Raw genomic sequence first — 13,817 nt, 5'->3', positions numbered from 1 at the left:
TTCTCCTCCTTATTATTTAAATAAGTTCATTTTTTTCCGTAACGGTTTCTCAGAATCACTATTTTCTATAATCTGTTTTCCCGTCAATTCCCAGAATACATCATCCAATGTTGGCAATTCGGAAACAATCTCTCCAATTGCAATCTCGTTATCGTGAAAAAATTTCAAAATATGGAGCAGATTATTTCTTCCTCTCTTCGATTTAACCGTCATGATTTCATTTTCATATTCAACATAATATACTCCAGGTATAAGCCTTACCTGTTCCATCTGTTTTTCTGTAATATGATAAACATGAAACTGGCTTCTTTCCCCCAAAGATATACTCTTTTTCAGTTCTTCCTTTGTTCCATGGGCGATTATTCTCCCCCTGTCCATAATGGCTACCCTGTCACAGATTTCCTCTGCCTCTTCAATAAAGTGAGTAGTCAGAAAAATAGTTTTTCCCTCTTTTCTTAATTCCCTAAGTTTTTGGTATATTTTATATTTAATCTTGGGTTCGCAGCTAGCCACGCCTCCATCAACAAATATCAAATCCGGATTATGTACAATAGCACATGCAAAATTACATAATTTTTGACGGCTTTCATCTAACTTATAGTAATATATTTTCTTAAATTCTTTTAAATCCAAAGCTTCTAAAACTGCTTCCACAGCTTGTCTGCTTTTCCCTTTCTCCTTTAAATATAATTTTGCAAAATAATAGATATTGTCATAAACAGTAAGGGATTCAAACACCCCATTATCTTGAAAACAGATTCCAATTCTTGTCTTCATTGTATTTGTCAATTTGCAGACCTTTTCATCAAACAATTTTACAGTTCCTTTGTCAAAAGAAATCAACGACAAAAGACATTGTACCAAAACCGTTTTTCCTGCTCCTACTGGACCAAGCAAACCATATATTTCCCCTTCTCTCACTTCTAAGCTTAACTGATCAATAACCATATGTTCTCCATAACGTTTCATTATTTTGTTTCCTAAAATAACCATACCAGCTCCCCTTTCTATACACTATTACTATACACACATTTAGGAAAAAAGAAAATATTTTTAGTCATTCTTTTAAAAACTATTGAATTACACGTATTTTTCTATCATAATAACATAAAAAAGGTAGAAAGGCGGACGAAAAAGTGAAGCAGATAATAGATAAATTTGTCTTATACATATGTTCCATGATGTTATATTTAAATACCTACAAAGGAAATTATGTGGCAGTTCCTATTTTAATCGCACTTTTTTTTGCATCCCTGATTATCTATGCAGAAAAACCGACCCTTAAAATTTTTTCCTTTTTCACTGTTACATTTCTTTGCATACCACTGCCTCCCCTCACTTTCTTTCTCCCCATATTTGTATACGATTATTTTGCGGGAAAGTACTATTATTTCCTTATCTTCCAGATCTACATATTAAATTACAACAAAGATAAAATAGGTTCTCAGAACATGCTTTATCTTATCCTGTTCTTTCTTCTTAGTTTTTACCTGAAATACAAAACGTTTAAACACCAGAAACTCCAGGAACTCCATAATCAGTCTGTAAACCTTAGCCAGGAACTTATGCTGATTGAAGAAGAAAAAAACAGAAGCATACTGGAAAACCAGGATTATGAAATCAACATCGCAACACTGAACGAACGAAACAGGATTTCAAAGGAAATACATGACCACATTGGACACGTACTTTCCCGCTCACTTATTCAGATTGGTGCTTTGCTTACCTTAGAACAGAATCCTTTCATTAAAGATGAACTAAGTAATTTAAAGACTTCCCTGTCAGAAGGAATGGACAGCATCCGTGCGAGTATTCATAACATGCACGACGAATCTATAGATTTATACAGTACCGTCAAGAACTTAATAGATGATTTTCAGTTCTGCACAACCCAGTACCATTATGACATTGTAAATACACCCTTGTTAAAAGTAAAATACTGTTTTATTGCCATTGTAAAAGAAGCTCTCTCTAATATAATGAAACATTCCGATGCTAAAAACGTGATTATTGTTCTTGCTGAAGAACCTGCCCTTTACCGTCTCATTATTGATGACAATGGTACTGTAACAGAAAAAACCAAAGCATTGGCCAGAAAAATCCAGCTGACAATTGATTCCACTGATGGCTTAGGATTACATAACATGCACGAAAGAGTAAAAGGCCTAAACGGTACTTTTCAAATAATAGCAAACAACGGTTTTAAAATACTTGTCGCAATCCCAAAAGAAAAAACGGAGGTAATTCATAATGAGCCAAATTCGAATCGTTCTAGTTGACGATGACAAACTAGTATGCTCCTCATTAAATATTATATTAAGCAGCCAGCCGGACCTTAAAGTTATTGGCACTGGCTATAATGGTCTTGAGGCAATTTCCCTTTACGAGTCCTTAAATCCTGATATACTTCTTATGGATATCCGAATGGAGCAGATGTCTGGTTTACAGGCTGGCGAGGAAATCCTAAGCAAATTCCCCAGTGCCCGGATTTTGTACCTGACAACATTTTTAGATGATGAATATATTATCAAAGCATTAAACATTGGTGCCAAAGGTTATATGTTAAAGCAGGATTTTGACAGCATTGTCCCTGCCCTTCGAGCAGTCTTTATAGGACAGAACGTATATGGAAATGAAATCGTTTCCAAACTTCCCACACTGCTGTCACCATCTCCTGATATATCTATTTATCAGCGTCATGGCATAACAGATAAAGAATTTTGTATCATTGAATTAATTGCAGAGGGAAAATCCAATAAAGAAATGGCTGGGGAACTGTTTCTTTCAGATGGCACGATTCGTAATTACATCAGTATTATTTTGGAAAAATTAGAGCTTCGTGACCGGACTCAGATTGCTATTTTTTACTATAAACATAGATAATAACTTTTTTGCATTATTTTTCATTTTACTATTGACTTTCATTTCATAATGCGTATAATATATTTATGTCAAGCGGGTGTAGTTCAATGGTAGAACACTAGCCTTCCAAGCTAGATACGTGGGTTCGATTCCCATCACCCGCTTTTATTGCTTCATAGATGTTCTATGAAGCTTTTTTATAATGTTTTACATATTTTTCCAATGTAGTAATGGTTTATGTGTAACGTCATAGCGTCTTAATACATTTTTCTCTGGTACATTGTATTTCTTCATAAACAATTTCCATACGTAATCACCTTTGATCTTTCCCAAAACAAGTAAAACTCATCTTCCTATAACATATGAAAATGTATGAAAAATGTTCCTTTTTCTTTTCTTATTGACATTCTTTATTTTTCTTTTTATCATATGAAAATAAACACATTATAATTTATAGCTAAAGGTAAAGACAATCGTATGGACATAATTACAAAACACAGACATCACCTTATACTACCAATAAAAGCAGGATCAAAAATCATAAAAACTACCGCAGCTGTTATACTGGCTTACACTATTTATAACTTTAACCTTGTGCACACACTTTGGGTGGGGTGCAGCTTGTAGGATCTCCTGTTTTGCTTTCACTTAACTTGTTATACGGACAGATGCCTCAATTATTGATGGCTTTTATAGACTATTTGATACAGACATTGGTGTACTCATATCCCTTGTAGTTAATTTTCTAACACCAAACCACTTATATCACACTACATTAGCGAAATAGCTTGAACAGATTAAAAAAATTTAATTGCATACTTGCTTATGAATATGGAATACTACATTATTCTTATGAAAAATCAAATGAATTCTATAGACTATACAGAACTTTATGGTCTATCTTTATATTAACAGAGCAGATACAGCTTGATATTGTCAGCGGTCAAAAAGTTCATTCCAGCTTATATTCCATTTTTTCTGATTGTTATAGAAAGTTAAAAGAATTACAGGAACTCCTAGACAAATCCGAAGCAAAATCAGCACGATTGTATAAGAAACAAACACAAAGCCCATAAAGGGGGAGTGAGCCATAATAATGGCTCATGGGCTTTGTTCTACTTGGAGATTACCATGTTTTCTAAGAAAATTCAATAATTTTGGACTTTTCTTAACAACATCTTAACATTTTCTTTTACATAAGTTGTCGTTTATTCGCGAAAAATGCATTACACATTTTGATTAAATTACATAATTTTGTTTAACGCACAAAATTATGTAATTTAATCAAAAATATGTCATTAAAAATGTTTGGAAAATGTTTGGTTATGCCCCATCCTAGTATATTTGTTGGTATAATTATTTTGTTATTTTTCACTTATTACGCAAAATATGAATCCTATAGTAAAATAACTGCTTAAACTACACTGAAGATAAAAAAACGTACATCATCATCAAATTGTTGTACAGAAACAACCCGATTAATATAAGATACAAAAAGTGAAAAGGATACAAGATTATAACTGGGGTATTACAATTTACATCCTGACTGTTCTGGCTTTCTTTGCGTAGCTTCAACATAACATCGTTGTATTTTATGTTATCTATTTTGACATAATAAAGTATGCTTTGCAACAATTAATCAGAAAAATCGTTCACAAGGGTAATGTTTGTTGTTCTATCCCAACTTAGGAGGTTACCAAAATGAATAAACAAACAATACTTATTGTAGAAGATGAGCAAAACCAACGCAATATGATGGAAGAACTTCTCGCAGACAATCAGTATAAGACTCTTACAGCATCTACTGGAACTGAAGCACTAACTATCACTACAAGCCACTGTCCCGACTTGATTCTTTTAGACATTGGCTTACCCGACATAAATGGAATCGACGTCATTCAAGAAATCAGAACATGGTCCAACATTCCTATTCTTGTGGTTTCAAATCATACACTAGAACGTGATATCGTACAAGCACTTGACTCTGGAGCAGATGACTATATAACCAAACCCTTTGGCACCTCAGAATTACTAGCACGCATTCGTGCTGCTTACCGCCACTGTAATTTTAGTGAGGCCTATCCCAAAAACAAATTGTCCTACCCCATTCAAATACATGGACTGGAAATCGACTTTGAAAAACGACTAGTAAAAATGGATTCAAAACCAATCCATTTTACACAAATCGAATTTAAAATCCTCCGTCTCTTAGCACTCAATGCCGGACGGGTATTATCTTATGAGACAATTATGCAGTCCATCTGGGGTCCCTATGCGGACAAAAACAACCGGATACTCCGAGTGAATATGGCAAATATACGACGTAAATTAGAAGAAGATCCTTCACATCCAAAATACATTTTCACTGTGAACGGCTTGGGATACCGCCTCTTAGATGAACATGAATAAACTATTCTAAATACATATCAAGAAAAGCCAGTACTAACACATTTTCTTGTTTGCTGGTTTTTCTCTCCTATTTGGTTTTCCTGTTTTTTTATAAAAGGTATTGAATTTCTATTTTCATTGTGTTATCATAATTGAGCAGTCTAATTTAATATGCTGAAATAGCTCAGCTGGTAGAGCACTTCACTCGTAATGAAGGGGTCGAGGGTTCAAGTCCCTTTTTCAGCTTATGTTTTTTGCAGCTCTTATAATGGTTTATTCCGTTATAAGAGTTTTTTGCATTTTCTCATAAAGCAAACAAGACACATTACCATTAATACTTTAGTAACATGCCCTGTTTTATCCAGCTCTATTTTATTCTACATTAGAAAAATCAATTGGTTCTTTCCTGTTCTCATAACGAGCAATCCCATACAGAATTACACATAGCAGAACTATACTTACTGCTAAAGGAACGAAAGCCGTTTCCAGGATTCCCATTAGCACATATCCTAACAGACAGCAGAACGCAACTACACTGGCATAAACAAGCTGGGTAGATACATGATCCAAATGATTACATCCTGCTCCTGCTGAAGATAGAATAGTCGTATCTGATATTGGTGAAATATGATCTCCATACACTGCACCTGCAAGAATGGCTCCTAATACAGGATAGAGCATGCTCATTGTTCCATCAGTCTTGCAGATTGATACTCCAATCGGAATTAGAATCGCCATGGTTCCCCATGAAGTTCCCGTAGCAAATCCTAAAAATGCCGCTACTAGGAAAATGATGCATGGCAGAATAAATACTGGAAAATCCATCTCTTTTACTAAATAACCTACATAATTCCCAGTATCCAGATAAGCCTCACTGCAGATTCCTCCAATTGTCCAGGCAAGCACTAGAATAATAAATGCTGGAACCATGGATTTCACTCCTTCTGAAATGCTTTCCATAAACTCTTTAAAAGAAAGTATTTTTCTTGGAAGATACATAACAAACGTCACAACTAAAGCAAAGAAACTTCCTAATACAAGTGATAACGAAGAATCACATTTCCCAAAAGAAGCAAGAATGCTTCTTTCTCCTGTAAAACCGCCTCCTGTATACACCATAGCAATCACGGTTCCTATTATTAAGGAAGCAATCGGTATTACCAGATCCAGAACATGTCCACGATAAGAAATCTCCATTTCCGCCTCTGCCTGAACAGAATCTGCTGCTGCCAGATTGCCTTCCTCAATTGCCGCTTTTTCAAAACGTTTCATTGGACCGAAATTCAATCTAGTACTGCAGACAATTACAATCATGATAATAGTAAGAAGAGCATATAAGTTGTATGGAATAATCTGTATAAAAATATTCATTCCATTGCCTTCTCCCACTGCTTCCTGAATGTAAGTTGCAACAGATGCTCCCCAGCTTGATACAGGTGCAATAATGCAGATAGGTGCTGCAGTCGCATCCAGCAAATAAGCCAGCTTAGCACGAGAGATACGGTACTTGTCCGTTACAGGTTTCATTACAGTACCCACAGTCAGACAGTTAAAATAATCATCTATAAAAATAAGACATCCTAATGCAGTGGCAGCAAAAGACGCTCCCTTCCTTGTCTTGATATGCTTAATTGCCCATTCCCCATATGCTCTGGAGCCACCGCCTTTAGTTACAATTACAACAATAGCCCCTAAAAGACTTAAAAAGATTACTATATTTATGTTTTCCCCCATTCGGTCACCCATAACACCAAATGTTGTTGTTAGCATTCCAATTATACTTCCATTTGCATAAATAAACGCCCCTGCCAGAATGCCTAATAGCAGAGATGAAATTACTTCTTTTGTGATTAATGCAAGAATAATCGCAATCAATGGCGGGAGCAACGTCAGCCATCCAATACTTGCTAAATCCATGTTCTTCGTCCTTTCTGCACACATTTATATTTTGTATAATGAATATACTATATCATCATTTTTATATCGTTGCAATTACTTATTTACTTTTCTGATTATTTATGCAACAGTTCTTACAAACCAAAATAGAGAGAAATGCAAAACAGATTCTCTTTCTACTTTACATTTCCCTCTTTCCTTCTATCTTACACATGTTCTCCATATCTTGTTTCAAGCCAGCCTAACCCTTTATATAATACAGTTGCTAAAATACAAAGAAGTATAATGCTCATAATAACCCAGTCTAACTTAAACACTTGGCTTCCATAAATAATTAAATATCCTAATCCTGCTTTCGCTGCTAAAAACTCTCCAATAATGACACCAACTAAAGATAATCCGATATTTACTTTCATAAGGCTAATCATAGCTGGAATATTACTCGGAAGCACAACCTTCCACAATACCTCTCTCTTACTTCCTCCTAATGTCCGAATCAGTTTTATCTTATCTTCTTCTACTGATTTAAAATCAGAATATAAAGTAATAATGGTTCCAAATACAGAAACAGAGATAGCAGCAATAATTATCGTTTTCATATTGTTGCCTAACCACACGATGAATACAGGTGCTAAGGCTGATTTTGGCAAACTGTTTAAGACCACCAGATAAGGCTCTAGCACTTTTGAAACACTATGGTTCCACCACAAAAGAATAGCTATGGCTGTTCCAAACACATTTACAAACACAAAACTTAATAATGTTTCTGATAATGTAATTCCAAAATGATAGAACAGTGTACCTTCCTTTGACATGTTATAGATAGATTCTATTACTCTGGATGGACTGCTAAAAATAAATGCATCAATAAATCCTGCCCTTGCCCCTATTTCCCAAAGTGCAACGAATATAACGAATATGGCTGTCTGAATAATGGATATTTTCTTTTGCTTTTTTAAATATTCTCTTACATATTGCCTTTGAGACAAAGAAACATTTACATCCAATACCATTGCTTTCAGCTTTCTCCTAGACAAAGCTTGCATTCTGATTCAGCTCCTTCCAAATCCAGTTGAAATAATCACTAAATTCAGGTGCACTTCTTGCCCTGAAAGGAGTTTTCTCACCTTCCATAGTTAAGTGAATATCAAATTCTGCTTTCACTTTTGCTGGCCTGCGAGTCAGTATGACTACTCGGTCTGCCATACTGATTGCTTCTGAAATATCATGAGTAATTAAAATGGCTGTCTTCTGTTCTTTTTTGATAATACCATAAATGTCATCGGATACTTCCAGCCGAGTCTGATAATCTAATGCTGAAAATGGTTCATCTAATAGCAGAATATCCGGCTCTAATAATAAAGTACGTATCAGAGCTGCTCTTTGCCGCATACCTCCTGAAAGTTCTATAGGTTTTGAATCTTTAAATGTAATTAAACCGTACGTTTCAAGCATCTCATTTATCATAATATAACTGGATTCTGATAATTTATGCTGGATTTCCAAGCCTAGAGTTAAGTTTTTCAAAGTCGTTCTCCAATCTAACAAATGATCTTTTTGAAGCATATAGCCAATGTTAATCCCTGAATCTTTTGCCGCTTTCCCCTTAATCTGAATATTTCCACTACTTGGTGCAATTAAGCCTGCAATCAAAGATAAAAGAGTTGATTTGCCACAGCCACTAGGTCCGACTATGGCAAGAAATTCTCCTTCCTTTACTTGAAAATTAATATCTTCTAGAACCTCTGTTTCCTGTGCTAAATTATGATAGGAATAGCATAAATGATTGACTGATAGTAATTCACTCATTTAACTCCTCCCTTATATAAAAATGAGGCATAACCTCATTATTGGTTATACCTCATTATATGACAGAATCTACCATGGGTGAACATATACCATCACATTCTTAATAGCAGACCACTACACCGCCATCTCCAGCATATACGGTACTGATACCTGCTGCTTCCACAATGACAATCCGCTTGAATTTGACATGTTTTTCAAGTTCTTCTTTAATATGCATTGCACGTTCCAGACAATTGCAGTGTGTAATTCCAAGAACTTTAAGTTCCGGGTTTTTCACATCTTTTACAATGCTTGCAATCAGAAGATCTAATGCCTTTTTCATTCCTCGTGCCTGATCATACTTTTGAATCTCACCGTGGCCATTGGAACACATAATTGGTTTTATATTTAACGTATTCGCAAGAAACGCCTTTACGGTTGAAAGTCTTCCTGCTTTTCTCAAATTTTCCAGGGATTCTAATAAGAATTTGGTAGCCATATTATCACGGTATCTCTCCGCTTCTTCTACCACTTTTTCAAATGGCAGTCCTTGATCTGCTAATTCTTTGATTTTTAACATTACTAATGTCTGTCCAACTGCAGCACTAAGAGAATCAATAACTGCGATATTTTTTTCCTTATGCTCTTCCAGATACATGTTTTTCGCCACGTATGCACTATTATATGATCCACTTAATTTAGATGATAATGTTACTACATATACATCTTCTTCTCCTTCGTACAACTTCAGATACGCTTCTGGTGCAGGGCATGCAGTGGATGGAGATTTCGTACTTTTTTTCATCTTCTGTATTAGTTGACTTTGTTCTAATGAACTATCGTCTACCATAATATCTTCATCTATCTGAATCGTAAGAGGCACTAAATTTATGTTTGTTTCTTTTATTAATTCATCTGTTACATCCGTACAGCTATCACCAATTAACTTGTACATTGCTAATATACCCTCCATTTTAAATTCTGCATAATCTAGTTTTTAATACTACATAATATAACATATTAATTTTATAACGTCAATATGCATGTGATATAATTTCGTATTGGATGAAAGATTGTATTGAGATTAGTATTAGTAGAAATGGAGATTTTAAACAAAAAACCTTGACTTTAAATCAAAATCAAGGTTTTACTAAACTATATTCAATTATTCTTCTACTCTATAATAAAACTGGAAACCACTTGCCCATTATCATCCTCAACTGCTTTGATTTTTTCCATATCCAAACACAACGGATCAAAACAATCCAAGTTCACTCTTCCACGAATCCATTCTTTTATTAAGGAATTCGCATCATTTAGAACACCTCTAACCATACTTGGATCTTCAGTAATCTTATCCTTTTGAAAACATGTATATAGTTTCGTTTCTTTAATATAAGATTCAATCCCTAGATATCCTGCAATTGCTAATGCATTGTAATATGCTCCTCTAAACTGCTCACGAATTTTTCCCCATTCTTTGCTTTTCACAGTTGCCTTCATTTCAAATATATGTAATGCCCAAGTTTTACTATCTTTCTGCTCAAACATAATACAATCTGCAGTCTTTTTCGATTTAAAATACTTTAGGCAATTTTCATCTACATCCCTGAACAAAATACACGGATAACTAAGTTTTAAAACAAACTCCATCTTACCATCTTTTTGTTTTTCGCGGAAACTTAATTCTTTATCAGAATAACTAACTAAGTGTTCATCTAGTTCTTTGATTCTTTTTTCTAAAGCATCTTCAAACATTAAGATTCCTCCGTTTCAAACTCCATACCTTGCCCTAATAACTCACTTAATGCTTTTTGAAAAGATGGAATCCGGAAACCATCCTCATCAGCCTCTACAAGTGTTACTTTTGTGTATCCATTTTCCTGTACATCAAATTGATATACTCTAACATCTTCCACGTCAATAAGATCGTTTTCTTCATAATGATACTTCTGCATTAAGCTATCCTTTTGTGGATTGTTACCTAATTTAATCATGTTGTTGACTTGTGCCATAAATATATCGCTATGTGTTGCCATAAGAATCGGAAGTCCAGCATGATGCATCTTTATAAATGCTCTGGCATACTGCCATTGAAGACGAGGGTGAAGACTCATCTCTGGTTCTTCGATGGTGATACTGGAAAGTCCTAGATGTTTTAGGAACATAACCATTAATACTACTTCTGTCACAACACCTGAACAAAGTTTTATTGGTAATTCTTCTGTATTTCCATCACTGGAGGAATAACGAAATTCTTTTGAATATTGCTTCGCCAAAGAAACTTTTCCTGTAATAATGTTTTTTTCAACAAAAGAAATGATATCATAATAATCTTCATTTATCCAGCTATCGTCAATCCAATTAATAGATTGAAAAAAATCTACAATCGGCAATGTATAATTTTCATATCCACTTTCATGATGCTGATTTTGAATGGACTGACGCAAAATATAATCCACCAACATTTTATAATTTAACACAATACCTGTTCTTGACGTTGGAAAAAAAGCATGAACTGAATTCTGATCATAAACTTCTTTTCCGCCAAATAAATTATCGCAGATAAATTTTAGCAGATAAAGATAAACGGATATATTCCTCCACTTTTTATCAGTCTCCATATTTTTTTTCCAAATCATAGTGTCTACAAAATTAAGCAAATTCTTTTTAGATGGCCATTTTCTATATTTTCTACCATCAAGGAATGTCATCTCCACAGAAACACTTTTTACATGAACTCGTTCACTGAAAAACAAATATTTACAAACATCATTTTTATATAATCCTAACAAATCATTAAACAATTCCATTAATATTTCCACTTGTTCACTTGATAACTCAATATAATCCGACTTAACAGAATCATCCATAAATTGTTTTAAAATAGGTATGCTCTTTTTAAATGAACTCATATTACTGATTTTTTCTAAAGCCTCTATATTCCTTTCAAAAATCCAGCTATCACTAACCACATTCGTTCTAATTCCCCAAATCAATGTCATCAGATAACTTTTTCCACTATTGTTATCTCCAACAAACATAGTAAACGGTGATACTTCAACATCCGCCTTTTCCATTTTCCCCAGATTTTCAACATGCAGTTTCCACCGATTCATTCTAATACCTCTGCTTTCTTCTAAAAAATAAGCCTGTATAATCTTATATATCACCTATATTTTTCCACGTATACAACATTATAAACCAAACTCAAGACTCTTTTCAACAGCAAAAAAACTTTATACCGCTCCAGGCCAGCACCACCTGCACCACCAATATCACCGGTATCCCCACATAAAACTTCAGATGCTTCGTCTTATGCCTGAACTTTTTCATCCCCATTAACGAGCCTAGACTCCCTCCTAACACCGCAATCATAATCAGCGTACTCTCTGGCGTCCTCCAAGCCCCTTTCTTAGCCTTTCTCTTATCACTCCACATAGAATAATACCCTATCAGATTTATAAGTAACACATATCCTGCAATAAAATACTTTACATTTTCCACGTTCTCTCCTCCTTTTCTAAACCTGCATAAAATAAAAGATACCCCAACAAATCTTACAAATCCGAATTCATTGGGATATCTTTCATTTTATATTACATAAGCACCATAAGTTTTATGACTTCTTACTTGGAAAAATATGCACTAATAGCATCTAACGCAACCTCTGTCTGCTCATGTGTCTCCATATTCTTAATCACAGCTTTATTGTTGTCTAGCTCATCCTGTCCGATAATTACTGTATTTTTCGCACCAATTTTATTGGCATATTTCATCTGTGCTTTTACACTGCGGTCAAGATAATCTGTTTCTACTACAATACCATTTAAACGCATGTCATTTACAATCTTATAAGCTCTTGCCTTTGCTTCTTTGCCAAGAATGCCTACATATAAAGAGATTTCAGGAGCTGGTTCAACTTCTGTTCCTTCTTTCTCAAGGAAATAGATAATTCTTTCGATACCCATACCGAAACCAACAGAAGGAATATTCTGCTTTTCATCAATTTCATGTACTAAGTTATCGTAACGGCCACCACCACAAAGAGTAAAACCTTCCTCATTTACAAACTCAAATACCGTCTTTGTATAATAATCCAATCCACGGACAATACCTGTGTCAATTTCGTAAGGGATATTTAATTCTGTTAATAATGCCTGTAATTCTTCAAAATGTTCCCTGCACTCATCATCTAAATAATCAATGGTACGAGGTGCATTGGCAACGATTTCTTTACAGCTTGGCACTTTACAGTCAATAACACGTAGAGGATTTTTCTTCATACGTTCTCTACAAGTTGGACAAAGATCCTTTTCATATTTTGATAAATATGCAAGCAATGCATCATTGTAAGTTTTTCTGCATTCTTTACATCCAATACTGTTGATATGAAGTTTCGCATCTCTCAAACCAATTCTCTTAATAAATGTTGTAATCAGAGTAATCAGCTCCACCTCTGCAAGTGGGCTTTTGGAACCAACAAATTCCACACCAAACTGATGATGCTGTCTTAAACGTCCACTTTGTGGCTGTTCATAACGAAATGCTGGTGTTACATAGAACATTTTGATTGGCTGGCTCTCTGCATACAGATTATTTTCAAGATAAGCACGAATAGCACCTGCCGTACCTTCCGGCTTTAAAGTAATGCTTCTGCTGCCCTTATCTTCAAATGTATACATTTCTTTTTGTACCACGTCTGTTGTTTCACCAACACCCCGCTGGAAAAGTACCGTATGTTCAAAAACTGGCGTAATCACTTCCTTTATGTTGTATGTTCTGCAAAGCTCTCTTGCAAGCTTTTCGATTACCGTACGTTTGTGCATATTGTCACCAAACCAGTCCTGAGTTCCTTTTGGTCTTTGTGTAATCATGTTGTT

At 34.7% G+C, this 13,817-nt stretch carries 12 protein-coding genes and 2 tRNA genes; 5 read left to right on the top strand and 9 right to left on the bottom strand.

The annotated features are described in order from the left end of the window. Nucleotides 1-12: 12 nt before the first annotated feature. A complete protein-coding gene (locus BMY85_RS10855) occupies nt 13-969 on the bottom strand; it encodes an ABC transporter ATP-binding protein (RefSeq protein ID WP_177180754.1) in 957 nt (318 codons plus the stop codon). Nucleotides 970-1,451: 482 nt separating this feature from the next. Between BMY85_RS10855 and BMY85_RS10850 the strand changes: the two genes are divergently transcribed. The 5 genes from BMY85_RS10850 (at nt 1,452) to BMY85_RS10830 (ending at nt 5,496) form a co-directional block, all read left to right on the top strand. Further along, the gene (locus BMY85_RS10850) at nt 1,452-2,279 is read left to right on the top strand and encodes a sensor histidine kinase (protein ID WP_177180753.1); all 828 of its coding nucleotides are present in this window, start codon (nt 1,452-1,454) and stop codon (nt 2,277-2,279) included. Continuing rightward, a complete protein-coding gene (locus BMY85_RS10845; RefSeq protein ID WP_092478331.1) occupies nt 2,260-2,883 on the top strand; it encodes a response regulator in 624 nt (207 codons plus the stop codon). Before BMY85_RS10850 ends, BMY85_RS10845 begins: the two co-directional genes overlap by 20 nt. Nucleotides 2,884-2,955: 72 nt before the next feature. Then, nucleotides 2,956-3,026: transfer RNA gene (locus tag BMY85_RS10840), tRNA-Gly, on the top strand. Between the two features lie 1,537 nt (nt 3,027-4,563). Beyond that, nucleotides 4,564-5,271: a response regulator transcription factor gene (locus BMY85_RS10835; protein ID WP_092478296.1), complete on the top strand. Its 708-nt coding sequence runs from the start codon at nt 4,564-4,566 to the stop codon at nt 5,269-5,271. A gap of 152 nt (nt 5,272-5,423) precedes the next feature. Further along, nucleotides 5,424-5,496, top strand: a tRNA-Thr gene (locus BMY85_RS10830). A gap of 126 nt (nt 5,497-5,622) precedes the next feature. Here the strand turns inward: BMY85_RS10830 and BMY85_RS10825 are convergent. From BMY85_RS10825 to hisS, 8 genes are all read right to left on the bottom strand, one after another. After that, entirely contained in the window at nt 5,623-7,167 is a 1,545-nt protein-coding gene (locus BMY85_RS10825; RefSeq protein ID WP_092478295.1) for a Na+/H+ antiporter NhaC family protein, read from the bottom strand. Between the two features lie 185 nt (nt 7,168-7,352). Continuing rightward, nucleotides 7,353-8,192, bottom strand: a complete 840-nt coding sequence (locus BMY85_RS10820; RefSeq protein WP_242939727.1) for an ABC transporter permease — start codon at nt 8,190-8,192, stop codon at nt 7,353-7,355. Then, nucleotides 8,176-8,955, bottom strand: a complete 780-nt coding sequence (locus tag BMY85_RS10815; protein ID WP_092478294.1) for an ABC transporter ATP-binding protein — start codon at nt 8,953-8,955, stop codon at nt 8,176-8,178. The genes BMY85_RS10820 and BMY85_RS10815 overlap by 17 nt, the downstream gene beginning before the upstream one ends. Nucleotides 8,956-9,055: 100 nt before the next feature. Then, nucleotides 9,056-9,889 (bottom strand): DegV family protein, encoded by an 834-nt coding sequence (locus BMY85_RS10810; RefSeq protein WP_092478293.1) that lies wholly within the window; start codon nt 9,887-9,889, stop codon nt 9,056-9,058. Between the two features lie 218 nt (nt 9,890-10,107). Further along, entirely contained in the window at nt 10,108-10,692 is a 585-nt protein-coding gene (locus tag BMY85_RS10805; protein WP_092478292.1) for a hypothetical protein, read from the bottom strand. Beyond that, nucleotides 10,692-12,053: an AAA family ATPase gene (locus tag BMY85_RS10800; protein WP_143066367.1), complete on the bottom strand. Its 1,362-nt coding sequence runs from the start codon at nt 12,051-12,053 to the stop codon at nt 10,692-10,694. The genes BMY85_RS10805 and BMY85_RS10800 overlap by 1 nt, the downstream gene beginning before the upstream one ends. A gap of 103 nt (nt 12,054-12,156) precedes the next feature. Beyond that, nucleotides 12,157-12,441, bottom strand: a complete 285-nt coding sequence (locus BMY85_RS10795; protein WP_278280410.1) for a DUF1294 domain-containing protein — start codon at nt 12,439-12,441, stop codon at nt 12,157-12,159. A gap of 122 nt (nt 12,442-12,563) precedes the next feature. After that, complete coding sequence (gene hisS / locus BMY85_RS10790; protein ID WP_092478290.1) at nt 12,564-13,811, bottom strand: histidine--tRNA ligase; 1,248 nt, start codon at nt 13,809-13,811, stop codon at nt 12,564-12,566. Nucleotides 13,812-13,817: the final 6 nt, after the last annotated feature.

Source organism: [Clostridium] polysaccharolyticum, from assembly GCF_900111595.1.
Lineage (GTDB): Bacteria > Bacillota > Clostridia > Lachnospirales > Lachnospiraceae > Clostridium_AI > Clostridium_AI polysaccharolyticum.
The sequence above is the reverse complement of the archived record's forward strand: the minus strand, read 5'-3'. Positions and strand labels throughout refer to the sequence as shown.

Coding starts and splice junctions, on each gene's coding strand:
- BMY85_RS10805 (WP_092478292.1), bottom strand. CDS start 10,692: ATGTTTGAAGATGCTTTAGAAAAAAGAATCAAAGAACTAGATGAACAC.
- BMY85_RS10815 (WP_092478294.1), bottom strand. CDS start 8,955: ATGAGTGAATTACTATCAGTCAATCATTTATGCTATTCCTATCATAAT.
- BMY85_RS10825 (WP_092478295.1), bottom strand. CDS start 7,167: ATGGATTTAGCAAGTATTGGATGGCTGACGTTGCTCCCGCCATTGATT.
- BMY85_RS10855 (WP_177180754.1), bottom strand. CDS start 969: ATGAAACGTTATGGAGAACATATGGTTATTGATCAGTTAAGCTTAGAA.
- hisS (WP_092478290.1), bottom strand. CDS start 13,811: ATGATTACACAAAGACCAAAAGGAACTCAGGACTGGTTTGGTGACAAT.
- BMY85_RS10835 (WP_092478296.1), top strand. CDS start 4,564: ATGAATAAACAAACAATACTTATTGTAGAAGATGAGCAAAACCAACGC.
- BMY85_RS10810 (WP_092478293.1), bottom strand. CDS start 9,889: ATGTACAAGTTAATTGGTGATAGCTGTACGGATGTAACAGATGAATTA.
- BMY85_RS10850 (WP_177180753.1), top strand. CDS start 1,452: ATGCTTTATCTTATCCTGTTCTTTCTTCTTAGTTTTTACCTGAAATAC.
- BMY85_RS10820 (WP_242939727.1), bottom strand. CDS start 8,192: ATGCAAGCTTTGTCTAGGAGAAAGCTGAAAGCAATGGTATTGGATGTA.
- BMY85_RS10800 (WP_143066367.1), bottom strand. CDS start 12,053: ATGAATCGGTGGAAACTGCATGTTGAAAATCTGGGGAAAATGGAAAAG.